This window comes from Planotetraspora silvatica, from assembly GCF_016863315.1.
GTDB classification, from domain to species: Bacteria; Actinomycetota; Actinomycetes; order Streptosporangiales; family Streptosporangiaceae; genus Planotetraspora; species Planotetraspora silvatica.
Genome location: NZ_BOOQ01000042.1, coordinates 50364 through 72582 on the forward strand (window position 1 = coordinate 50364; position 22219 = coordinate 72582).

Genomic DNA, 22219 nt, shown 5'->3' on the forward strand with positions numbered 1-22219 from the left:
GTTTCCTCCCGATCGCGTCAACCAAGTGAGCATCTCCTCACATTGGCGCCCGACCATCGCATCCGGGCCACGACAACGGAGAGGTCTACTCCGGGAGCCCGTCTCCCGGGAAACCGCGCGCGGGATGCACCTCGTACGTGAAGACACCCGCACGGACACCCGGATCTTCGTCCATGAGCGCCCGTACATCCTCGACCGAGCCGTTGAAGATTCCGACGCCGCACAGCTCAGAGTCATCCATGACCGGCAGCACGACCGACAGGAGCCCATCCGCCCGCAGGGCGAAGTTGCGCCGCGCGTGCTCCCAGACGATGGCGTTGCTGCCCTCCTTGCCATATCCGTCGGCCGCTTTGAGTAGTACCACGGCGTACTCCCGCGAGCGGGTCATGTGCTCCCGCATGTACGCGTCGCTGATCTCCGTCATCCCGAACCTCCGTCAGTCCGAACATCCGTCATCCCGGTACGCCCGGTTTGGGCCAGGCGGCCATCGCGTTGACGCTCATGGTGACACGCGAACCTGTCGCCGCCCTGGCAAGCGGGCAACCAGGTGGAGCAACCGGACAGGGCGGACAGGGCGGAAGCCGCACGATCAGAACGGCGGCACGTCCAGCAATAGGGATATCGTTCCACCTCCTATCGAGCTTGCGCCCTCGTCACGGCCGGCGCTCCGCCTTCCAAAGCCCAGATCGTCCGGATCCGCACCCGAAGGGGGATCGGGTTCCGGCCGAGGTTCGGTGGTCATGATCGGGACGTCGTCATCGGCAAGTGGCGCGCTCGGGACATCGGGCCAGTTGCGAGGCTCGGGCCTGGGCATCGGAGTCATGATCGGCGGTAGCCGGGAGGGATAGTCATGACCGAGCGGGCTGGTCCAGATGATGAGTCCGGGCTCGGCCAGGGTGACAAGCCAGCCACCCTGGTGTTTGGCACGATGATCGTGTCGACAGGCCAGATGCAGGTTGCCCTCGTCGCTGGGCCCCCTATCCACCCAGTCGACGATGTGATCCTGGTCGGTCTTGGTCGCGGGCACGCGGCAGCCCGGCCGAGAGCACACCCGGCCGCGGATCTGGATGTGTCGCCGTAACGCCGCACCCGCCTGCCGGCGGTCTCTGCCCGACGCCTGGCCGTCCCGTCCACCCCCGCTTGATCGGGTGTCACCGTCTCTCACGGCTGGAGCGGCGGCCTGCCTGGCGAGATCGGCGAGTACGCCGGCCCACTCATCGAATTCCGCAGGCTCGCCGGCAAGGTGGTCCAGGCACCGTTGGGTGATCCGCAATTCCACGATGCCGCCCCGCCGAGCGTCACGTAGCGGGCGAGCGTGAGGGGCGACTGGGCGGTAGCGGGTTATCCCGGTGTGCAGCAACCGGCCGTCGTCGCCACAGATCGCGAACCGCCACTCGCCCGCTGACATGTCGCCCACCATGCGGCGTGCCAGGCCGGCATGGACCATCCCCCAACCAGGCACCTCCGCCGGATGCTCATCCAGACCGAGGAGAGTGGTCAGTTCGACACGCACCTCACCGACCGCCCACCCCTTCGCCGCCGTCTCTCGGCCGGGCACGCCGTCATCATCTGGGTCGGCGCTGCGACTGACGTCGGGAGATGGACCTGCTCGCCCGTGAGGGTTCGGCCGTTCGCCGTGCTCGACCTGTTCCGGGGATCCGGCAGCCGATGTCGAATCAGGCCCATTGCCCGGTGAGCTGCTCGACGCGATGGCGCCACCGCAGGGCTCGTCGTCACCGTGGTCGCCCCCGGATCGGGGACTGATCTCATCAAGACCGCCCTTATCGACAGGGTCAGATCCGGTACTGGCGACAATGTCGCCCTCAGTGGCCGGCTCGGCTCGGCTGTCCTGCCGACTATCACCGTGGCTGTCGGGCTGGTCCTCAGGCCCGCTCTCAGCATGATTCTGGGGTCGACTCCCGGACACGCTCTCAGCATGGTTCGGGGCCGAGTTCTCAGTCGCATTTCCAGCCGAGTTCTGGTCCGAGCCCGGAGCTGGACTGGAATCGGAATCGGAATCGGGATCGGGATCGGGATCGGCAGGAGATTCCGAGTCGACGAACGGATGTGCCAGCACATGTGCCACCACCTGCTCGTCGGTGAGCCCCTCGAATGACCCGTCCAACGACCCCAGGAACAGATCAACACGAATGTGATCAATGGACCGACCATCGCCCGCACGCTTACAACCACGCGCCAACTCATCGATCCGCTCGCACCCTGCCGCCGCCCGATCCATCGGCAGGTCCAACCCTGACACCGTCGCAGTGCCGTCCTCCTGACGAACCCCGATCACCCGGCGGCGCCGTACCGCCTCCCGATACCGCTTCTCCGCCCACTGCGGATCGATCGCCAACACCAGCCGCTGAATCTGCTCGACCAGCTCTCCGACCGTCCATCTCGGCGCCTGCGGCAGCAGGAGCTCACACACTCGGGCGGCCTGGTCACTGGTCAGCCCGGCCGTCCAGCGGATGAACGCCACCGCCCGTGGCTCATCCAGCCGTCCCGCCAGCATCTCCTCCCCCAACATCGGCAACCGCCGATGCACATCCCACGCCCGCTCGAACGCGGCATCCGACCGGCGCCGCGACCAGACCAACGCCGCCCGCACCTCATCGGGGCCGAATTCGTCCGGGACCTCCAACCGGCGCACCGAACCACTCGAGAACGGCTCTCTGAGGCCCACCTCCAACACCACCTGGAGGAATCGCGCCCGCTCACGGCACAACTGCCGATAGGCCGCCTTCAACACCTCGACGGCGTCGAACCCCGACACCTGAGCAACGTCGCATCTCTCCAACATCCCGCTCAGCTCGGCCCCGGCCGGCATTGCGGTCAGGCCGGCCGGAAGTGGGCGGGGGAGCTCGCGATCGCCGCCGTTCAGCCCAGGGCACCCTGACGACAACCAGCCGGACCCACCGGAAGCAGCATCGTGATTGTCTGACGCCGAGGCCGGAACATGAGGCACGGCCGAGCTTGACGGTGAGGATACGGCCGAAGGAGTGGCAGAGGACGGCGCGGGAGGTTGCCCACACCCCTGCGACAAGCCGTACACGGCGAGCCCTCCTTGCCGGAGACGAAAGCGACGGACTGCGATTCCCGGCCGCCCGGACCGAGACGCTCTCTGCAGGCATCGACGACTTCATCACGCGGCGTACGGCCAAGAACGGCCCGCCAAACCAAGCTCACCTGTAACGGCTAGCCCAACCATATATCGAACACATGCTCGATGCAAGGCCACTGAGCTGCGCACTCAACTCTCGGCGGCCGCTTCCCCGCGCCGAGCCACCCCGGACTGAGCCACCCCGGACCGCGCATGCCTCCGAGCGGAGGCCTCATGACGTCCAAGCCCTCCGTTCCGATTCCATAGGGCATCCCGCGCAAATCGATCAGAACGAGAATCCCCGATGGGGACCTCGCATGGGATCCCAGGAGCGCCAGACCTAGGCTGCTGTTTCAGAGGGACACCTGTTCAGAGGGACACCACCTGAGGGACACCAACTTCGCGACGCGACGGAGGTGAGCCGAATGAATGACTTCCGCGTCTCGACCGAGATTCACCCGCCTTTCACCGTCATCAACGTGTACGGCGAGCTCGACATCGCCACAGAACCGGAGCTACGCAGGCGGGTCGAAGGGATCCTCGACCATCCGACGGCGCGGCTGCTCTTCGACCTCAGCGACGTGGAGTTCCTCGACAGCACGGGGCTTCAGATCATTTTTGACACCTATGTCCGCCTGGGCCGGGGGCACCGCGTGGCCGTCTGCGGCCTCTCCCCTCGGGTCAAGAAGGTCTTCGACGCCCTTGGCCTTTCAGATGAAATCGACATATATGCCGACTGTGCCGATGCGTTCTCACATCCGGACGGCGGCCTCACGTAGGCATATCGGGCCATGGCAGGGCGGTGAGCACGGCGACCCCCCGCACAACCGCGCCCGCCCCGCCGCCCGTGTCCGCCGCCCGTGTCCGCCGCCCGTGTCCGGCGCCCGGGTGTCCGGCGCCCGGTGTCCGGCGCCCGTGTCCCGAGGAACGGACAAGAACGGACAAGAACGGCCGGCGATCAGGCCATGAGGCCCGAATCACCGGCCGTTCTCACCGTCCGGCCAAGATTCCGCCGGCGTCCACCGCCCAACCGTCGCTCAGCGCCATGCCGGCGTCCAACGGCACGCCGCCGAGCATCGTTCAGTTGGTGATGAGATCGAAGGACTCCCAGGGGCCGATCGCGTCGCGGTTGGCGATCAACGGCTGGGCGCCGCCACCGTCCGCGCAGACATATCGGTTGTTGACCGTCGCCTTGAGGCTGATCGTGCCGTCAGGGTTGTTGATCTGCTGGAAGGTCTCCCACGAGCCCGCCGTCGGCCGGTTGGCGATCAGCGCCGCGGCCCCGGCGTTCTCGGCGGAGACGAACTGGTTGTTGCCCTTGGCCCGCAGGGCGATGTTGCCGTTGCCCAGATTGACCTTCTCGAACTGCTCGCTCGTCCCGATGGCCGTCTTGTTCGCGATCAGCGGCGAGCCGGTGGGTGCGGTGACGTACAGGTTGTTGGCCCGGGAGCGCAGGCTGATCGTCCCCGCACCCGAGGAGCCGCTGGTGACGCGCACGGCGTCGACCATGCCGACCGAGGTCGCCTTGTTGACGATCCTCAGGGTGTGCTGTCCGTTGGACAGCCCGGTCTTGCTGTACACGACCTGCTGGACCTGGCGTCCGCCGCCGACGTTGAGGTTGACGTTGGTCTGGAAGACGTTGTCGATGTAGACGTCGACGTTGCCCATGTCGCTGTTGCGCTCGGACAGGTAGTCGATCCCGGTTCCGGTGAAGGTGTATGTGGCGGTGGCGCCGACGGTGTTGGTGTGGTGGGTGTCGTCGTTGTAGTCGCCGTAACCCCGGGACGTGGTCTGGTACCAGTTGGCGTCGTAGGTCAGCTCGGTGTCGTTGATCAGCGAGTTCGAGGTCTGCCCCGCGGTGCCCAGAGCCGACGCGGTGCCGCTCAGGGTCTTGACGCCCTGGTTGGCCGTTCCGGTCAGCGTGGTCGAGGTGTAGTTGCTGAGCGGCTTGGCCGTGCGCTCCACGACGTAGACCGTGTTGGCCGCCGTCGGGAAGGTGACCTCACCACTGGAACTGGTCGTGATGACGGCGTTGTCGGACGTCCTGCGGACCCGGACCTGCTGGGTGCCCCAGGGGTTGACGACCGTGGCCTGCTTGCCGTACTGGCTCTTGAGCCCGACGTACTTGATCTCGCCGGCCTCGCGCTCGGAGCTGACGAGGAAGCCGTCCTTGGCCAGCAGGGTGAACTTCCCGACGAAGGAGGAGTCCGTGGGCGCGGCCGGGAACACGCGGATCTTGTCGTTGTAGCTCTGCAGGAGCGACTCGTTCATGGCCGTCAGGTGCACGCCGAGGTACTCGAACACGCCGTTGGTGTTGTTGGTCATGCCGTTCGGGTAGTTCTGGTACTTCTGCAGCATCGTCTTCATGCCGTTGTACGCCTGGTCGCCGAGGCCCAGCCGGGCGGCCTGGACGGCGTCGTTGGACCACACGTTGCCGTAGGGGAACGGCCGCTGGTTCCAGGTGTTCACCGCGGTCTGGTAATCGGGGTAGCCGATGCCGGTGATGTCGTACGGCCAGATCAGCTCAGCCGAGACGTTCTCGTTGTTGCGGGTCTGCGAGATCGGCGGCTGGTGCGGCTGGTAGGCGCCGTTCGACACGACGTACGGCGTGAGGTGGTCGAGCACGTTCTGCCAGGTCGACCGCAGGCTCGCGTCGACGCCGAGCTGCTGGCTGACCTGGATGGTCAGCGGGAAGATGCTGCGCACGGCGGCCAGGTCGGTGATCGCGTTCTTGACGTTCCAGTACGTCTCGTGCGAGTTGGAGTTGGCCATGTAGTACGTGTTGGTCGCGCTGTCGTAGGACAGCATCGCGGAGTAGAACTTCGCGGTCTCACGCATGAACGGATAGGCCACGTTCTGCAGGTAGTTCGCGTCGTTGGTGTACCGGTAGCGCATGTACATGCTGTAGGCGGCCTCGTAGCCCGTCGACAGGATGTTCTTGGTGTAGTCGCTGCCGGTCGTGCCGCGCGCGTTGCCGTCCCAGCCCATGGTCTCCGGCACCCACAGGCCGTCCACCCCGTACCGCGTCTGCGTGTACGCCTTCAGCGCGTTGTAGTTGCGGCTGTAGAGGTTGTTGTGGCGGTCCATCAGGTCGGAGTGGTTGGACGACAGGAAGGACAGATAGACGTCGCGCTGGTTCCAGTACCAATACGCGTTGCTCCACTTGCTCTGGTCCTGGGTGGCACGGAAGACGCCGTTGATGAAGTGCGCCGGGTAGTTGCCGAACCCCGCCGCCGCGATCATGTACGTGCTCAGGTAGTAGACGTTCTCCATGTAGTCGGCGTCCTTGGAGCCGTTGGAGTACTGGACGAACGACTTGTTCCAGAACGAGTGCCAGAAGTTCTTGTAGTTGTTGAACGTCGTGGCGTAGCCGGTGGCCTTGACCGAGGCGAGTTGGTTGCGCGCCTGCGTCACCGAGTCGCGGTTGGGAGCGTTGATCCTGCTCGCCGCGGTGAGCCAGATCGTGTAGCTGGAGGTGGGCGTGATGTTCAGCCGCACCTTCCGGCCGTCCACGACCTGGGTGGTGAAGTTCGCGCCCTCCACGGTGGCCGCCATCGAGTAGCCGAAGCCGTTGGCGTCGGTCTGGCCGCGGCTGAAGCCGGCGACGTTGGCGTCGGAGAACGTGGAGATGGTCTTCCAGGTGTTCAGGTCCGGCACGTCGGCCATGTTCGTGACGGTCGCCGGGTCCCACATGCTCAGGTCGAACGCCACGCTGGAGACGCCACCGCGGCTGTCGTCCACGTGGATGCCCATGACCTCGGAGTTGGGCGATCCCATGATGGTGACCGTGCGGTTGGTGTCGTACTTGGTGGTCAGGGTTCCGTCGTAGAGCGAAAGCCGCTGCTGGTAGTTCGTGTATCCGGTGTCCATGCCCGGGTTCGTGTACAGGTTCGCCGTTCCCGCGGCGTACGCCGACTGTTCGGACAGGTCGACGCCCGACACCTGCATCGTCAGCCCGTTCTGGTTCCACACCATGGCGCCCGTACGGCCGTTGCCGACGGTCAGCCCGTACAACGGGTTGGTGTTGGGACGGTTGTAGACGATGTCGTGCTTGGACATGTAGTTGGCGTAGTCGACCTTGAGCGTTCCCGCCGTCTGGTCGAAGGCCGAGTCAGTGGTCGAGGCCTGCGCCGGTGCGGCCAGGCCACCCGCCGCCAGTGAACCGGCGAGAAGTAATAAGGAAAGGGAACGCAGCAACCTCATCTACATGATCTCCCTTACTCGCTGCTGCTGTGACGTCACCTGGCAGCGGCCTCGCCTGGCCGTACCTCGATCGATCGCATGATTCACCCACACCAAGATCATCAAGGGTGCGGGGATGCGAAACCTGGCAGGGGGACGGCTCCACCGCCGCCACCGGTGATCGGCGACCGGCGACGGCGGTTTCACCGCCCCCCTGCGCAGCGAAGACCGGTGCGAACCGGCACGGATTCGGCACCCGAGCCAGTCGCACCCATCACAGCTGCAGACTGTTACGCGTAGTTAACATTGGATGTCTAGAGGCGTCAAGAGACGGCGAGCCGCCCAATCCGCAGGCCCAAATCGGGCATTTGTTGGGCAACGGCCAGCTATCTGGGCGGATTTCGTCCAGCAGCAGCAAACAGTTACGGACGCCGGTCAGAAAATACATCCGATGTATCAAGATCAGCTGTGAGTGAGACGGCCTTGCACCGGTCCACCCGGATACCCGGCCGGCGCGCCCCCGCGCGACTGCGGATTCCGGCGCGCCTCACCGCGTCTCGCCCACGTCCAGCGGCGCATCTCGGCGCCTCGCCGGGTCTCACCGGGTAGGCCCGGCATCTCACCGCGTCTGTCCGCGGTGGCCGCCCGTCTCACCGGATGACGCTGTGCTTGTTCTTCGGCAACGCCTCGATCATCGACCGCGGCACGTTGAGTGTGTCGGCGCTGACTTGCGGCGGAGTGTTGGCCATCCACTGCATGGCTGAAATGTCCTCGAAACGCGGATTACGGAACATCTCGAGGAACACCAGCGGCTCCTTCCCGAGATTCTCGATGTAGTGCCCGTAGGCGAACGGGACATAGCCGACGTCGCCCGGCTGGAAGTTGAAGGTGCGCGACAGACCCGAACTGGCGAACACGCCCATCCGCCCGAACCCGGAGATCCAGTACTGCCACTCGTCGTCGGTCGGATGCCAGTGCAGTTCGCGCAGGCCACCCGGCTCGATCTCCACCAGAGCGGCCGAGATGGTGGTGGCCGCCGTGAAGGTCCTCGAGTCGACGATCCGCACCGTGCCGCCGTCGAACCGGATCGGCTCCTGCGAGAGCATCCGGTGCTTGAAGGTCCGGGGCACGTCACCGGTGGGGCTGACCACCCGGTCGGACTCCAGTGGAGGCGGCACCTCGCCCCGGAAGATGTACTTCTCCTTCTCCGGCATGTTCGCCATCTGCTGCATCGTCCAGCCGAAGTTCTTGGCCAGCACGCTCTTGGGCGTGTGCGCGAAGAAGTCGCTGATCATGAAGGTGGAGTTCTCGGAGAAGGAGCCGTCGTCGAAGACCAGCAGGAATTCCACCCCCTCGTCCAGCGCCTGGATGTAGTGCGGGACGCCCTTGGGGAAGAACCACAGGTCCCCCCTCTGCACGTCGTCGACGAAGTTGCAGCCCTCCTGGTCGACCGCGCCGATCCGGCAGCTGCCCTCCAGGACGTAGGCCCACTCGGCCTCCTTGTGCCAGTGCAGCTCCCGGTAGGCACCCGGGTTGAGGTGCATGTCGACGCCGGCCAGCGTGGTGGCGATCGGCAACTCGCGCGCGGTCACCTCCCGGGTCCAGCCGCCCTCCTCGATCCGGGTGTGCGCCATGGAGAAGGAGAACTTCATGTTCGGCAGGGTGCCGTGGTCGGTCTCGGGCGGCGTGAGCAGATCCGGGTTCTGGCGGTCCAGCTCGATGTTTCGAGGGCCCGTGTCGATGCCGCCCTGCCCGTTGCGTTGCGGCTGCGGAATGTTCTGAAAAGTACGGTCGGACATGCGAGCTCATCCTTTTCTGGCGTGCGGGAAACGAGCGGGACAGTGCGCGGGAAAACGAGCGGGACGTGCCTGGGAAAGCGTGCGGAACAGTGCCCGGGATCACGGGCGGGACAATGCGCGGGATCACAAGCAAGATGGTCGGCGAAAAGGCGCAGACCTCAGACCTCAGGTCTCAGACCTCAGGTCTCACGTCTCACGTCTCACGTCTCAGAAAAAGAGCGTGAACGGCAGGCAGACACCGAGAGCGGCGACCAGCGCGCCCGTCGCCCCCGCGATCCGGGTGGTCAGTGGTGCGTTGACGAGTGGGCCCATCAGCGAGCGGTCCCGGCAGAACCAGACGAGCAGGAACAAGGCGACCGGCACGCCCAGCGAGATCACCACCTGACTGGCGACCAGCAGCCCTGTCAGCGGAACGCCGAGGGTGAGCGCGAGGACGGCCGGGGCCATCGTCACGATCCGCCGTACGTGCGCGGGCACCCGCCACCCGAGGAACCCGTGCATCACCACGTCGCCCGCCAGCGTCCCGACGCCGGAGGAGGAGATCCCCGAGGAGAGCAGCGCCACGGCGAACGCCAGCGCGGCGAGGCCGCCGATCCTGCCGGCCAGTTCCCCGTGCGCGGCGACCAGGTCGCCGGTCCAGGACCCGCCCGTGGCCGCGCCGAGACCGGCGCCCAGAGCGATCATCGACACGTTGACCACCGTGGCGATCCCGAGGGCGAGCACGCAGTCCAGCCGCAGGGCGCGGCGCACCAGCCCGGGGTCTCTCCTGGCCGCCTCCGCCGACAGGCCTCGCCCCTGGACCAGGGCGGAGTGCAGGTAGACGGCGTGCGGCATGACGGTCGCCCCGACGATGCCCATGGCCAGCACCAGTGAGTCCGCGCCGTGGAAGCCCGGCAGGAGCCCTCCGGCGAGCCCTGCGGCCGACTGGTTCCCGACCACGAGGATGTCGTAGCCGATGCCCGCTCCCACCAGCAGCAGCGCGGCGGCGCTCATCAGCTCGAATCGGCGGGTACGGCCCTGCCGCCGCAGTTCCAGCAGCAGCAGCGACACCACGGCGGTCACTGCCGCCGACATCGCGACCGGCATCCCGAACAGCAGGCGCATCCCGATGGCGGCGCCGACGAACTCGGCGAGATCGGTGGCCAGCACGACCACTTCGGCCTGCACCCAGAGCAACCGGGTCCCCCACCGGGGGAGCCGTTCACGGCACAACTGGGGCAGGCTCTTGCCTGTGGCCGTGCCGAGCTTCGCCGCCTGGAACTGGACGAGGATCGCCACCAGGCTGGCCACCACGACCACCCAGACGAGCAGATAGCCGTACGTCGCTCCCGCTGTCAGGTTGGTGGCCACGTTTCCCGGGTCGACATAGGCGATCGCCGCCACGAAGGCGGGGCCCAGTATCGGCGCCATCCGCGAAGCCGTTCTCGGCGCCGCCGGGTGGTCGCCCGTGAACGATCCGGGTGCCGCGGTGCTGCTGCGAACGATCACGTACCTTTCCCCATTCAGGTAGATGTCCGATAAATCAGCGTTTCCAGTTGAATTGACAGAGAAGGGATTTGAGTCACGAATACCCGGCCGAAGAGGCGGCAACACGGTGCGAGGCATCAGAAGAAAGTAAATAGGCGGCAGGATAATGAGAAACAGCGAGTTCTACACTAAATCGGAATTTTCGTAAATCACACCGACTGGCCAGTCGGACAAATAACTACTCTTCCCCTAATACGCGAATAAGAGCTACCGGGTCACCCGGCACGAACCACCCGACAGAAGCCTCGCCAGACTGGAAGGAGGGACACCACCGAGGGGAAGGGCAGACGACATGACCACCGAATCCACGGAGAAGGTCTCGTGGTCGGGCAGGTACTTCGAGGATTTCGCGGTCGGCGACGTCTACCGGCATCCGCTCGGACGGACGGTCACCGCCACGGACAACGTCTGGACGACTCTCCTGACCCAGAACACGATGCCGGTCCACTTCGACGCCCACTACGCCTCGCAGACCGAGTTCGGCCGGCGACTGGTGGACTCGACGTTCACCCTGGCACTGGTCACCGGCCAGAGCGTGACGGACGTGTCTCAGCACGTCATGGCCAACCTCGGCTGGGACAAGGTACGGCTGCCGCATCCGGTGTTCGAGGGCGACACGATCTACTCGCAGTCGGAGGTGCTCGCGCTCAGGGAGTCGCGGTCGCGTCCCGGCGTGGGGATCGTGACCGTTCGCACCATCGGCTTCAACGAGCGCGGCGAGATCGTCATCGTCTTCGAGCGGACCATGATGGTCTACCGGCGCGGCCACGGGCCCGACGTGACGGCCGTACGGCCGGTCTGGGACGAGCAGGCGCTCCGGGCGGTGGGCCGATCATGAGAACGCGCTCCTGGCTGTTCACGCCCGGCGATCGCCCGGACCGGTTCGCGAAGGCGGCGGCCAGCGGGGCCGACGTCGGAATCCTCGACCTCGAGGACGCGGTCGCCCCGCAGAGCAAGGACGCGGCGCGGGCCTCCGTCGCGGACGCGCTGGGCTGGCACGGGGCATACGTGCGGGTCAACGGCGTGGACACCGCATGGCATGACGACGACATGGCCGCGATCGCCGACCGTCCCGGTCTGCTCGGCGTCTTCCTTCCCAAGGTGGAGGGGCCGGCGGACCTCGAGGGGCTCGGCGTCCCGGTGATCGCGCTCGTGGAGACGGCCGCCGGCCTCGAGAACGCCGCGCTCATCGCGGCGCATCCGGCGACGGTACGGCTGGCCTTCGGCAATGTCGACTTCAGCCTCGACATCGGCGCCACGGACGAGGATCTCCTGTATGCGCGGTCCCGTCTGGTGGTGGTCTCCCGGGCTTACGGGATCGCCGCGCCGATCGACGGGGTGACCACCGACCTGTCCGATCCGGCGCGGACGGCCGCCGACGCGCGGCGCGCCCGCCGGCTCGGCTTCGCCGGCAAGTTCTGCCTGCACCCGCGTCAGGTCGAGCCGGTCAACCGGGCGTTCTCCGTGACCGACGCCGAACTCGACTGGGCGCGCCGGGTCGTCGAGGCGGCCACGGGCGGCGGGGCCGTACGCGTCGACGGCCAGATGATCGACAAGCCGCGGCTCGAACTGGCCCACCGCCTGCTCGCCCAGGAAGAGTCGTGAACCAGCCCGCCGATGTGCTCGGCCACATCCCACCGGGCACGACCCGCGAGAGATCGAGCAGAGATAGCTTGGGCGGGTCCCGAACGATCAAGATCCGCAGGAGACCCCCCATGGAAACACCGGAAGAGGTCACCGACAGCCCGACGGGCTGGGTGGCCAAGCACATCCGCCGTTATGTCGAGACCGGCGGTCAGGACGGCCACAGCTACTACGGCAACGAGACGCTGCTGCTGACCACCCGGGGCAGGAAGTCGGGCAAGCTGCGCCGCACCGCGCTGATCTACGCTCCCGACGGCGACCGCTACGTGCTGGTGGCCTCGAACGGCGGCGCGGCGAACCATCCGTCCTGGTATCTGAACCTCCTGGACTGCGCGGACGTGACCGTCCAGGTGGGCGCGGACACGTTCGCCGCCAGGGCCGACGTCGCCGGTGCCGACGACAGGTCACGGCTCTGGGAACTGATGGTCTCGGTCTTCGCCCGGTACGCCGCCTACCAGAGGCAGACCGACAGGGTCATCCCCGTCGTCGTCCTCACCCGCACGCAGGAACCGCCTGTCACAGGGACTTGACAGGCCTATTGACAAAGAAACTTTACAGTAATACGTTTCCCGGCGGCGGCCTGGCCACAAGCCGGGCGCCGCCGTACCCGCCCGCCCGGACGGCGCACCCGGGCGGTGATTCGCCTGCCTTTCAGAGGGCTTCACCGACTCAGAAGGCTTCACCGACCGCACCCGTCCGCGGGCGTCTCCTGCCGCCTGCCGGATGGGCGAAGCACGACGTCCGCCATGTGCGCACCGGACTGCGGGGCGTACCGCGGCAAGAGGAGATCTCGTGACTCTGGGACGCGACGACACCGGCCTCATCCATTCCCCTCCCCGCCGCCGGCACCGGCTCTTCATCCCGGTCCTGGCGACGCTGGCCGCCTCCGCGCTGACACTCGCGGTGGCCCCGAGCGCCGGCGCCATGACCGGGACCGCCACTGAGACCACTGCCCGCACCACCGCCGGCGCCATGACCGGCACCGCCGCTGAGACCACTGCCCGCACCACCACCGGCGCCATGACCGGCACCACCGCTGGAACCGCCGTCGCGAAGGCGGCCGCCGTACCCACCGGCTTCACCACTGTGGTGAACCTCGGCAGCGGCAAGTGCGTGGACGCACGGGCCGCCGCCACCGCCAACGGCACGGCCGTGCAGCAGTACGCCTGCAACGGGACCGGCGCCCAGCTGTGGCAGTTCCAGGCGACGAGCGGCGGCTACTACCGCGTCAACGTGAGCACCAACACCGCCCAGGCCTGGGACGTCACCAACGTCTCCGCCGCCGACAACGCCCCCATCCAGCTGTGGAGCTACAGCAGGGGCAACAACCAGCAGTGGCAGCCCGTGGAGGAGCCGGGCGGCTCCTACCACTTCGTCAACCGCTACAGCGGCAAGTGCCTGGACGTGCCCGCCGCGTCCACCGCCGACAGCGTCCAGCTCGGGCAGTACACCTGCAACGGAACGGCGGCGCAGTCTTTCACCATGGGAACCCCCTCGACTCCCCCGCCGCCCCCCGGCACCCCAGACCTCGGGCCGAACGTCTTCGTCTTCGATCCGTCGATGCCCGCCTCGACCATCCAGAGCAGGCTGAACTCCGTGTTCGGCCAGCAGCAGAGCAACCAGTTCGGCACCAACCGGTACGCGCTGCTGTTCCGGCCCGGCTCCTACAACGTCGACGTCAACGTGGGCTTCTACACGCAGGTCCTCGGTCTCGGCATGTCCCCCGACAACGTCACCGTCAACGGGGGCGTGCACGTCGAGGCCGACTGGTTCCAGGGCAACGCGACCCAGAACTTCTGGCGGGGGGCGGAGAACCTCTCGGTCAACCCCCCGTCCGGCACCGACCGGTGGGCCGTCTCGCAGGCGGCGCCGTACCGCAGGATGCACGTGCGGGGCAACCTCCGGCTCGACGACGGCGGATGGTCCAGCGGCGGCTGGATGTCCGACTCGAAGATCGACGGACAGGTCAACTCCGGCAGCCAGCAGCAGTGGCTGACCCGTAACTCCCAGATCGGCAGCTGGGCCGGCGAGAACTGGAACATCGTGTTCGCCGGAGTGACCGGCGCGCCCGCGACCACCTTCCCCAACCCGTCGTACACCACGGTCGGCACGACACCGGTGGTGCGCGAGAAGCCGTTCCTGTACGTCGACCAGGCGGGCGCCTACCAGGTCTTCGTGCCCGCGCTACGGACCAACGCCCAAGGCGCGACCTGGACCGCGGGCACGTCGGCGGGCTCCTCGATCCCGATCGACCAGTTCTTCATCGCCAAGCCGGGCAACTCCGCCGCCGACATCAACGCCGCGCTCGCCCAGGGCAAGAACCTGCTGTTCACACCCGGCGTCTACCACCTCACCGACACGATCAGGGTGAGCCGGGCCAACACGGTGGTCCTCGGACTCGGGCTCGCCACGCTCCAGGCCGACAACGGCGTCATGGCCATGTCCGTGGCGGACGTCGACGGGGTGAAGGTCGCCGGCCTTCTCATCGAGGCGGGCACGACCAACTCGCCGCTGCTGATGCAGGTCGGTCCTTCCGGTTCGACGCAGAGCCACGCGGCCAACCCGACGTCGCTGCACGACGTGTTCTTCCGCATCGGCGGCCCCATCGCGGGCAAGGCCACCCAGAGTCTCGTGATCAACAGCTCCGACGTGATCGGCGACCACATGTGGTTGTGGCGGGCCGACCACTCGGACAGCTCCCACCCCGGCACCGTCGGCTGGACGGTCAACCCCGCCGACACCGGGCTGATCGTGAACGGCGACAACGTCACGATGTACGGCCTGTTCGTCGAGCACTATCAGAAGTACCAGGTGATCTGGAACGGCAACGGCGGCCGGACGTACTTCTTCCAGAACGAACTCCCCTACGACCCGCCCAACCAGTCGGCCTGGATGAACGGCTCCACCCAGGGCTGGGCGGCCTACAAGGTGGGCAATTCGGTCACCAGCCACGAGGCATGGGGGCTCGGCAGCTACGCGTACTTCAACGTGAACCCGAGCGTGGTCGAGGCGCGCTCCTTCGAGGTGCCGAACACGGCGAACGTGAAGTTCCACAGCTTGATCACCGTCTCGCTCGGCGGTACGGGAACGATCAGCCGCGTCATCAACAACAGCGGCGACCCGGCCAACTCCTCACACCTCGAGTCCCCATTGATCAACTACCCGTAGAAGCACACAGGTCCAGAGGTTCGAGTGGAGCCCGCGTCGCCCCGGCGGCGCGGGTTTCCGCCGTCAGCGGCGGAAGGCCGCACCAGGAGGGCGGCGCAGGTCTCCGACAGAGGCTTCGCGGGCGACCGCGCTCTCGGTGCGCCGGCACCGGGGGCATGCGCGTCCGGCACGGTAGGCGTTACGGACCGCCGCCCCGCACCTGTGCCCCCACCGGCTGCGGGCTCCACGTCCCAGCAGATCCTCGAACGTGTGATCGAGGCGGCCGGGTCCACACTCGGGAAGAGCGCTGATCCGCTCCTCCAGCCGAGCTTCGAGCCGGGATTCCTCGCGGTTCGTGGAAAGCCGCTCCGCCTCCGCCGGGAGGGCGGCGGGGAGCCGGACGACGAATCGGGCACCGCCCGCGGCCGCGTCGTCCACGTCCAAGGTCCCCCCATGAGTTCTGACAATCTCCAGGGCGATCGCCAGGCCGAGTCCCGCCCCACCGTTACGACGGTCGCGGGCGGCGTCGAGCCGGGCGAAAGGCTGGAAGATCCGCTCCCGATCCGCGGCGGCGACTCCTCTGCCGTCATCGGTGACGGACAGCTCGGCCGCGTCACCGTCCCACCGCGCCTGAACGCGGATCGAGCTCCGGGCATGCCGGTACGCGTTGTCCAGCAGGATCGCCAGCACGCGGCGGAGCTGGAAGCGGTCGACGTCGACGACGACCCCGGCGTCGCCGTCCACCACAGGGACCACTGACGTCTCATACCGATCCACGTGCCTCGAAACCTCGAGGCGGATCAGCTCAGCCAGATCGACCCGCTGCCGGTCGATGGGTGCGGCGGACTGGGCTCGTGCGAGCGTCAGCAGGTCGGTCACGATCGTCTGCAACCGGTCGACGTTCCCCAGCGCGCGATCGAGGAGGTCCAACAGATCGGTCTCATCCGGGTGAAGCCGGGCCTCCTCCAGTTCGACCCGGAGCGCCGCGACCGGTGTGCAGAGTTCGTGGGCGGCGTCGGCGGCGAACCGGCACCCCTGCTCGGCCGCCGCCGGGTCCGGATGTGCGCCGATGACGGTCTCACGGTCTGTCGGTGGGATCGAGCCGTTCATCGGTGGCTCCTTCCTCGGTCGGGCCCTGTCAGCGATCTGTCACCATCCAGACAACCATCACCGAGCGGCCCATTGGGTCTCTGAACAGGCCCCCTCTAGACACGGACCACCAGGGCCACCCTCGGGCCCCACGCATGGAAAAGTGACGTGCGGCACATACGCCGCGCAGAGGTCTCCGTCGGCCGACGCCCTGACGTTGATCGCGAAGTGGGCGAAGACACGGAGCCACCCTCGCCACAGCCAAAAATGAAGCAAGGAACATACTGGACGTATGGACCGCCTCGTGAGGCTGGGGGATTTCCTCCGCTCACGCCGAGCCCGCCTCAATCCGGAGGACGTCGGGATGGAGGTCCAGGGACATCGACGTGTCCCCGGGCTGCGGCGCGAGGAGCTCGCCAAGATCGCCGGTGTCAGCGTGGACTACTACTCCCGGCTGGAACAGGGCCGCAGCAAGAACGCCTCCCCCGCGGTGCTCGACGCGATCGCCCGCGCGCTCCAGCTCAACGAGACCGAGCGCGAGCACCTGTTCGACCTGGCCGGACCTGTTCTCGACCACACGTACACCCCTGTTGTGCAGGCGGTTCATCCCTCGACCCACGAGCTGCTCGACGCGCTCGACCGTGGCGACACCCCGGCGTGCGTGCTCGGCCGCTACACGAACTTCCTGGCCACCAACCGGTTGTATCGGGCCTTGCTGATGTGGGACGACGGGCCGCCGCGGAATCGGAACCTGGCGCAGCTCACCTTCCTGGATGAGCGTTGCCGTCTGCTGCTCCGGAACTGGGACGTCGTGTCGGGCGACGTCACCGCCATGCTGCGGTTCGGCGTCGGCCGGCATCCTCAGGACCCCGCACTGCGCGAGCTGATCCAGGAACTCCTGACAGCAAGTGACCCCTTCCGCCGGCTGTGGGCCGTTCACCACGTTCACGACCGTCCCTCTGGAATCAAGTACTACCGCCACCCGATCGCCGGGGACTTCTCCGTCAACTACCAGGGCCTGACGCTGGCGGAGCCCGACCAGTACATGTGCGTCCACACCGCGGAGCCCGAGTCGGCGTCCGCCGCCGCTCTGGCCTTGCTCGCGAAGTGGGCCAGGACGCGGAGCGACCCTCATCACGATAAAAAGTGACATAAGGCACATACTGGACATATGGACCACCCCGTGAAGCTGGGGGACTTCCTCCGCTCACGCCGAGCCCGCCTCAATCCCGGGGACGTCGGGATGGAGGTTCAGCGACATCGACGTGTCCCCGGGCTGCGGCGTGAGGAACTCGCACAACTCGCCGGCGTCAGCGTCGACTACTACACCCGGCTGGAGCAGGGCCGCAGCAAGAACGCCTCCCCCGTGGTGCTCGACGCCATCGCCCGCGCGCTCCAGCTCAACGAGACCGAACGCGAGCACCTGTTCGACCTGGCCAACCCCATCTGCAACCCCGCCCGCTGCGGAAAGGTCCTCCAGCAAGACGTCCTTCCGGAGACCCGTGTCCTGCTCGACACCCTGGAGCGTGCCGACGTCCCGGCCGCCGTGATCGGCCTTCGCACGGACTTCCTGGCCGCCAACCTGATGTTCCGGGCATTGATGATCGGCTTCGACACCATGTCGCCCCACGAACGCAACCTGGCCAGATACGTCTTCCTGGACCCCCGGTCCCGGGAGCTGCATCGCGACTGGGCCATCGTGGCGGCCGACGCCACCGCCCTGCTGCGCTTCGCCATCGGCAGGCATCCGAGAGACCCCCGGCTCCACGAGCTGACCAAGGAGCTCTGCCTGCACAGCGAGGACTTCCGGCGGATATGGGACGAACATCACGTGCTCGAACGCATCTCCGGGGTCAAGCGCTACCGGCACCCGGCCGCCGGCGAGTTCACCCTCGGCTACCAGGCGCTCACCCTCCCCGGGGACGCGGACCAGATGTTGCTGATCTACACCGTGGACCCCGCCTCGCCGTCCGAGACCGCCCTCCGGCTCCTCGCCAAGTGGGCCAGGGCCAACGATTCCCAGTCACAGGACAATGGGAGTTCCTAACCACGCAATCTTGACATTCGACCTCAATGTCCGGTTAAGAACTCTGTGACGTGGCGGTGATATCGCCTCGTTATCGTCACAGAAATGTCCATCAAGATCGGCAAGGCCCTGGCCGCCGGCGCCACCGTCGTCGCGGCGTTCGGCCTCCTGGCCCCCAGTGCTCCCGCTACCGCATCTTCCGGCCACTCATCCTCCGGCCACTCGGTGAAGGTCACCGTGATGGCCAGCTCCGACATCCACGGCAACGCCGTCAACTGGGATTACTTCAAGAACGCCGAGTATGACGACAGCGCCCACAACGACGTCGGCCTGGCGAAGGTCTCGACCCTCGTCAAGCAGATCCGCGCCGACCGCGGGGCGGATCACACGCTGCTGTTCGACTCGGGTGACACCATCCAGGGCACCCCGCTCGACTACTACTACGCGAAGATGGAGCCGGTCACCACGACCGGGAAGATCCATCCCATGGCCAAGGCCATGAACGCCATCGGATACGACGCGGTCACGCTCGGCAACCACGAGTTCAACTACGGCCTGCCCCTGCTGGCCAAGTGGATCGACCAGATGAAGGCCCCGGTGCTGGGGGCGAACGCGGTGTCCGCGCGGACCGGCCTTCCGGCGTATCAGCCCTTCCTGATCAAGACGATGAAGGTCAAGGGCGAAAAGCCGATCAAGGTCGGCGTGCTGGGTCTCACCAACCCGGGCATCGCGATCTGGGACAAGGCCAACGTCGAGGGCAAGCTCAAGTTCCTCGACCTGGTCGCGACCGCGAAGAAGTGGGTGCCGGTCCTGCGCGGCCTCGGCGCCGACGTAGTGCTCGTCACCGCGCACGCGGGCGACAACGGCATGTCGTCCTACGGCTCCGACCTCCCGGTGGAGAACGCCTCGGCCCTCGTCGCCGAGCAGGTCCCGGGAATCGACGCCGTCCTGTTCGGCCACGCCCACAACGACGTGCCGCAGCGGTTCGTGACCAACAAGGTCACCGGGCAGCAGGTGCTGCTCACCGAGCCCGGCAGGTGGGGCCAGCGGCTGTCGGTGGTCGACTTCACCCTCACCAAGCAGCGCGGCAGGTGGAGCGTCTCCGGCAAGTCGTCCACCACGCTGAACACCAACACGGTCCCCGAGGACCCGAAGATCGTCGCTCTCATGAAGGAGCAGCACGACAAGACGGTGGCCTACGTCAACCAGGTGGTCGCCCAGTCGAAGGAGCAGTTGTCCGCCGCGGAGTCTCCGTACAAGGACACCCCGATCCTCGACTACATCCAGCGGGTCCAGACCGATCTGGTGAGCAAGGCCATCGCGGGCACGGCCGACGCCTCCCTGCCGGTGTTGTCGATCGCCGCGCCGTTCAGCCGCAGCGCGGTCTTCCCCGCGGGCCCGGTGAGCGTCCGTGACATGGCCGGCCTGTACGTCTACGACAACACGCTGCTCGGCGTGAAGCTGACCGGCGCCCAGGTCAAGGATTACCTGGAGTACTCCGCCAGGTACTTCGCCCAGGTCGCTCCCGGCGCCCCGATCGATCTCGGAAGCCTCACCAACGCCGGCGGCACCCCGGACTACAACTACGACCAGTTGTCCGGCGTGACGTACGACATCGACATCTCCAAGCCGGTGGGGCAGCGGATCATCGGGCTGTCCTACCAGGGGCAGCCGGTCGCCGCCGACCAGCAGTTCGTCGTGGCGATCAACAACTACCGGCAGTCCGGCGGCGGCGGCTTCCCCGGCGTGACCACGGCCCCCGTGGTCTACAACGCCCAGGTGGAGATCCGTCAGGCGCTGATCGAGTACGCCTCCGCGTCCGGCACCATCGATCCCGCCACCTTCGCCGACCCCAACTGGAAGCTCGTGCGCGAGGGCGTTCCTGTCTTCTAGCACCGCACCCGGGGACTCGGCGTGGATCTCCACACCGGGTCCCCGACCCTTTACGGCATTTCGCTAATGTGATCCCGGGGAGGTATCAATGGGATTCGTTTCGCGCGGCTTTCGCGGCAGGCCCAGAGATGAGGGCGTGAAGCTGCCGCCAGGCCAGTATCTCGTTCACGATTTCCCGGTGTTGTCGGCCGGGCCGACTCCGCGGGTCCCGCTGGACCGCTGGGAGTTCGCCATCGACACCGAGGACGGGCGGACACATCGCTGGTCCTGGCAGGAACTGATGGCCCTGCCCAGCGAGACCCCGACCGTCGACCTGCACTGCGTCACCAAATGGTCGAAGCTCGGCACCGACTGGAAGGGGGTGTCCCTCGACACCCTGTTCGCCGACGTCGAGTCGAGCGCCGAGTACGCCCTCGTCTACTCCTACGGCGGCTACACGACGAACCTCCCGGTCGAGGATCTCCTCGACGGCAAGGCGTGGATCGTCTACCAGTTCGACGGAGAGGAACTCGCGGCCGCGCACGGCGGTCCGGCCCGGCTCCTGGTCCCCCACCTCTACCTGTGGAAATCCGCGAAATGGGTCCAGGGCATCCGGCTCATGAACGAGGACTGGCCCGGATTCTGGGAGACGGCCGGCTACCACAATTACGGCGACCCGTGGCGCGAGCAGCGCTACCAGGGAGATTGAACGGCCGCAGGCTGGTCTGGCGCATCGCCAGGCTGGTCGAGATCCGTGACGAGACCCCGAGTGCGCGCACCCTGGTCCTCCAGATCCCCGGCTGGCCCGGCCACCTGGCGGGCCAGCACGTGGACGTACGGCTGACCGCCGAGGACGGCTACAGCACTCAGCGCAGCTACTCCATCGCCGCTCCCGCCGACGGCGAACGGGTCGAACTGACCGTCCAGCAGGTGCCCGACGGCGAGGTCTCGCCGTACCTGACCGAGGAACTCACTGTCGGCGACGAGGTGGAGATCCGCGGCCCGGTGGGCGGCTGGTTCGTGTGGCGGCCCACCGGCACCGCGCCCGTGCTGCTGGTCGCGGGCGGTTCGGGGATCGTGCCGCTGATGGCCATGATCCGCGCCCGCAGGCAGGCGGGCAGTCGCACGCCGTTCCGCCTCATCTACTCGCTCCGCGAGCCGGGCGAGCGCTACTACGCGGAGGAGTTACGCCTGCCGCACCCCGGCCTGGACGTGACCTACCTCTACACCCGTGTCGTCCCCGACGGGTGGGCCCGCCAGGCCGGACGGCTCACCATCGCCGACATGAACACCGGCGGCTGGCCGGCGGAGTTCGGGCCCGAGTGCTTCGTCTGCGGGCCGACCGGCTTCGTCGAGACGGCCTCCGACATCCTGCTCGCCATGGGCCACGACGCACGTGCGATCAAGACCGAACGATTCGGCCCCACCGGAGGGTGACATGACCGAACCCGCTCAGGACTCCTATCAGGACGGCAACGCCCTGGCCGGCCCGCTGCGAGAGATCTTCGCCGTCGACGTCACCGCGGCCGTCGGCCGGTGCGTCCACTGCGGCCTCAGCGGGCCCGTCGCCTCGCTCCGGGTGTACGGCCCGGCCCTCGGCATGGTGGCACGCTGCCCCGCCTGCGACGAGGTGGTGCTCCGCCTCGTCCGCGGTCCCGACAGCGCGTGGCTCGACCTGCGTGGAACCGTTTCCCTGCGCATCCCCCTGCCCGGCCCGGGTGTGCCGGACGAGACCGGGGAGGGCACTGCCTAGTACGGCAGGAGCCGCCCCTTGGGGGTCCGCAGATCCAGCGCGAGCCTGCCGGCTGGTCGCCGCGGTCTGCGGACTCT

17 protein-coding genes and 1 pseudogene are annotated in these 22219 nt (G+C 67.2%); 11 read left to right on the top strand and 7 right to left on the bottom strand.

Annotation, left to right across the window (positions count from 1 at the left end; genetic code table 11):
• Positions 1-85: 85 nt before the first annotated feature.
• Complete coding sequence (locus Psi02_RS29115; protein WP_203979042.1) at positions 86-424, bottom strand: YciI family protein; 339 nt, start codon at positions 422-424, stop codon at positions 86-88.
• A gap of 165 nt (positions 425-589) precedes the next feature.
• Positions 590-2776, bottom strand: a complete 2187-nt coding sequence (locus Psi02_RS29120) for a DUF222 domain-containing protein (RefSeq protein ID WP_203979043.1) — start codon at positions 2774-2776, stop codon at positions 590-592.
• Positions 2777-3528: 752 nt separating this feature from the next.
• Between Psi02_RS29120 and Psi02_RS29125 the strand changes: the two genes are divergently transcribed.
• A complete protein-coding gene (locus tag Psi02_RS29125) occupies positions 3529-3882 on the top strand; it encodes an STAS domain-containing protein (protein WP_275415289.1) in 354 nt (117 codons plus the stop codon).
• A gap of 301 nt (positions 3883-4183) precedes the next feature.
• Here Psi02_RS29125 and Psi02_RS29130 read toward each other — a convergent pair whose 3' ends face one another.
• From Psi02_RS29130 to Psi02_RS29140, 3 genes are all read right to left on the bottom strand, one after another.
• Positions 4184-7306, bottom strand: a complete 3123-nt coding sequence (locus Psi02_RS29130; protein WP_203979045.1) for a fascin domain-containing protein — start codon at positions 7304-7306, stop codon at positions 4184-4186.
• A 629-nt stretch (positions 7307-7935) separates the two neighbouring features.
• Positions 7936-9084 carry an oxalate decarboxylase family bicupin gene (locus tag Psi02_RS29135; RefSeq protein WP_203979046.1) on the bottom strand — a complete coding sequence of 383 codons (1149 nt, stop codon included), beginning with the start codon at positions 9082-9084 and terminating at the stop codon, positions 7936-7938.
• A gap of 207 nt (positions 9085-9291) precedes the next feature.
• Complete coding sequence (locus Psi02_RS29140; protein WP_203979047.1) at positions 9292-10572, bottom strand: Nramp family divalent metal transporter; 1281 nt, start codon at positions 10570-10572, stop codon at positions 9292-9294.
• Between the two features lie 331 nt (positions 10573-10903).
• On the opposite strand from Psi02_RS29140, the gene Psi02_RS29145 reads away from it, so the two are divergent.
• The 4 genes from Psi02_RS29145 to Psi02_RS29160 all read left to right on the top strand — a co-directional run bounded on the left by Psi02_RS29145 (position 10904) and on the right by Psi02_RS29160 (position 15423).
• Positions 10904-11449 carry a MaoC family dehydratase gene (locus Psi02_RS29145; protein WP_203979048.1) on the top strand — a complete coding sequence of 182 codons (546 nt, stop codon included), beginning with the start codon at positions 10904-10906 and terminating at the stop codon, positions 11447-11449.
• Positions 11446-12216 (top strand): HpcH/HpaI aldolase/citrate lyase family protein, encoded by a 771-nt coding sequence (locus Psi02_RS29150; RefSeq protein ID WP_203979049.1) that lies wholly within the window; start codon positions 11446-11448, stop codon positions 12214-12216. The genes Psi02_RS29145 and Psi02_RS29150 overlap by 4 nt, the downstream gene beginning before the upstream one ends.
• Before the next feature lie 110 nt (positions 12217-12326).
• On the top strand, positions 12327-12785 hold the full coding sequence (locus tag Psi02_RS29155; protein ID WP_203979050.1) for a nitroreductase family deazaflavin-dependent oxidoreductase: 459 nt from the start codon (positions 12327-12329) through the stop codon (positions 12783-12785).
• A gap of 262 nt (positions 12786-13047) precedes the next feature.
• Positions 13048-15423 (top strand): RICIN domain-containing protein, encoded by a 2376-nt coding sequence (locus tag Psi02_RS29160; protein WP_203979051.1) that lies wholly within the window; start codon positions 13048-13050, stop codon positions 15421-15423.
• Between the two features lie 63 nt (positions 15424-15486).
• On the opposite strand, the gene Psi02_RS29165 is transcribed toward Psi02_RS29160, so the two are convergent.
• The gene (locus Psi02_RS29165; protein ID WP_373317705.1) at positions 15487-16281 is read right to left on the bottom strand and encodes a sensor histidine kinase; all 795 of its coding nucleotides are present in this window, start codon (positions 16279-16281) and stop codon (positions 15487-15489) included.
• A pseudogene (locus Psi02_RS41170) lies at positions 16258-16512 on the bottom strand (histidine kinase dimerization/phospho-acceptor domain-containing protein); the annotation flags it as partial. The gene Psi02_RS29165 and the pseudogene Psi02_RS41170, both read right to left, overlap by 24 nt.
• A gap of 271 nt (positions 16513-16783) precedes the next feature.
• On the opposite strand from Psi02_RS41170, the gene Psi02_RS29170 reads away from it, so the two are divergent.
• The 6 genes from Psi02_RS29170 (at position 16784) to Psi02_RS29195 (ending at position 22142) form a co-directional block, all read left to right on the top strand.
• A complete protein-coding gene (locus tag Psi02_RS29170; protein ID WP_203979053.1) occupies positions 16784-17641 on the top strand; it encodes a helix-turn-helix transcriptional regulator in 858 nt (285 codons plus the stop codon).
• A 21-nt stretch (positions 17642-17662) separates the two neighbouring features.
• Positions 17663-18538, top strand: a complete 876-nt coding sequence (locus Psi02_RS29175; RefSeq protein ID WP_203979054.1) for a helix-turn-helix transcriptional regulator — start codon at positions 17663-17665, stop codon at positions 18536-18538.
• Between the two features lie 84 nt (positions 18539-18622).
• Positions 18623-20410 carry a bifunctional metallophosphatase/5'-nucleotidase gene (locus Psi02_RS29180; protein WP_203979055.1) on the top strand — a complete coding sequence of 596 codons (1788 nt, stop codon included), beginning with the start codon at positions 18623-18625 and terminating at the stop codon, positions 20408-20410.
• Between the two features lie 88 nt (positions 20411-20498).
• Complete coding sequence (locus tag Psi02_RS29185; RefSeq protein WP_203979056.1) at positions 20499-21098, top strand: molybdopterin-dependent oxidoreductase; 600 nt, start codon at positions 20499-20501, stop codon at positions 21096-21098.
• Positions 21095-21826, top strand: coding sequence for a ferredoxin reductase (locus Psi02_RS29190; RefSeq protein ID WP_239095245.1), 732 nt, complete (start codon positions 21095-21097; stop codon positions 21824-21826). Before Psi02_RS29185 ends, Psi02_RS29190 begins: the two co-directional genes overlap by 4 nt.
• Before the next feature lies 1 nt (position 21827).
• A complete protein-coding gene (locus Psi02_RS29195) occupies positions 21828-22142 on the top strand; it encodes a DUF6510 family protein (protein WP_203979058.1) in 315 nt (104 codons plus the stop codon).
• The last annotated feature ends 77 nt before the right edge of the window (positions 22143-22219 follow it).

What these genes read in the sequence shown, in the direction of transcription:
- Psi02_RS29145 (WP_203979048.1), top strand. Translation starts at nt 10,904, where the DNA reads ATGACCACCGAATCCACGGAGAAGGTCTCGTGGTCGGGCAGGTACTTC.
- Psi02_RS29175 (WP_203979054.1), top strand. Translation starts at nt 17,663, where the DNA reads ATGGACCACCCCGTGAAGCTGGGGGACTTCCTCCGCTCACGCCGAGCC.
- Psi02_RS29125 (WP_275415289.1), top strand. Translation starts at nt 3,529, where the DNA reads ATGAATGACTTCCGCGTCTCGACCGAGATTCACCCGCCTTTCACCGTC.
- Psi02_RS29170 (WP_203979053.1), top strand. Translation starts at nt 16,784, where the DNA reads ATGGACCGCCTCGTGAGGCTGGGGGATTTCCTCCGCTCACGCCGAGCC.
- Psi02_RS29150 (WP_203979049.1), top strand. Translation starts at nt 11,446, where the DNA reads ATGAGAACGCGCTCCTGGCTGTTCACGCCCGGCGATCGCCCGGACCGG.
- Psi02_RS29185 (WP_203979056.1), top strand. Translation starts at nt 20,499, where the DNA reads ATGGGATTCGTTTCGCGCGGCTTTCGCGGCAGGCCCAGAGATGAGGGC.
- Psi02_RS29115 (WP_203979042.1), bottom strand. Translation starts at nt 424, where the DNA reads ATGACGGAGATCAGCGACGCGTACATGCGGGAGCACATGACCCGCTCG.
- Psi02_RS29180 (WP_203979055.1), top strand. Translation starts at nt 18,623, where the DNA reads ATGTCCATCAAGATCGGCAAGGCCCTGGCCGCCGGCGCCACCGTCGTC.
- Psi02_RS29195 (WP_203979058.1), top strand. Translation starts at nt 21,828, where the DNA reads ATGACCGAACCCGCTCAGGACTCCTATCAGGACGGCAACGCCCTGGCC.
- Psi02_RS29130 (WP_203979045.1), bottom strand. Translation starts at nt 7,306, where the DNA reads ATGAGGTTGCTGCGTTCCCTTTCCTTATTACTTCTCGCCGGTTCACTG.
- Psi02_RS29155 (WP_203979050.1), top strand. Translation starts at nt 12,327, where the DNA reads ATGGAAACACCGGAAGAGGTCACCGACAGCCCGACGGGCTGGGTGGCC.
- Psi02_RS29135 (WP_203979046.1), bottom strand. Translation starts at nt 9,084, where the DNA reads ATGTCCGACCGTACTTTTCAGAACATTCCGCAGCCGCAACGCAACGGG.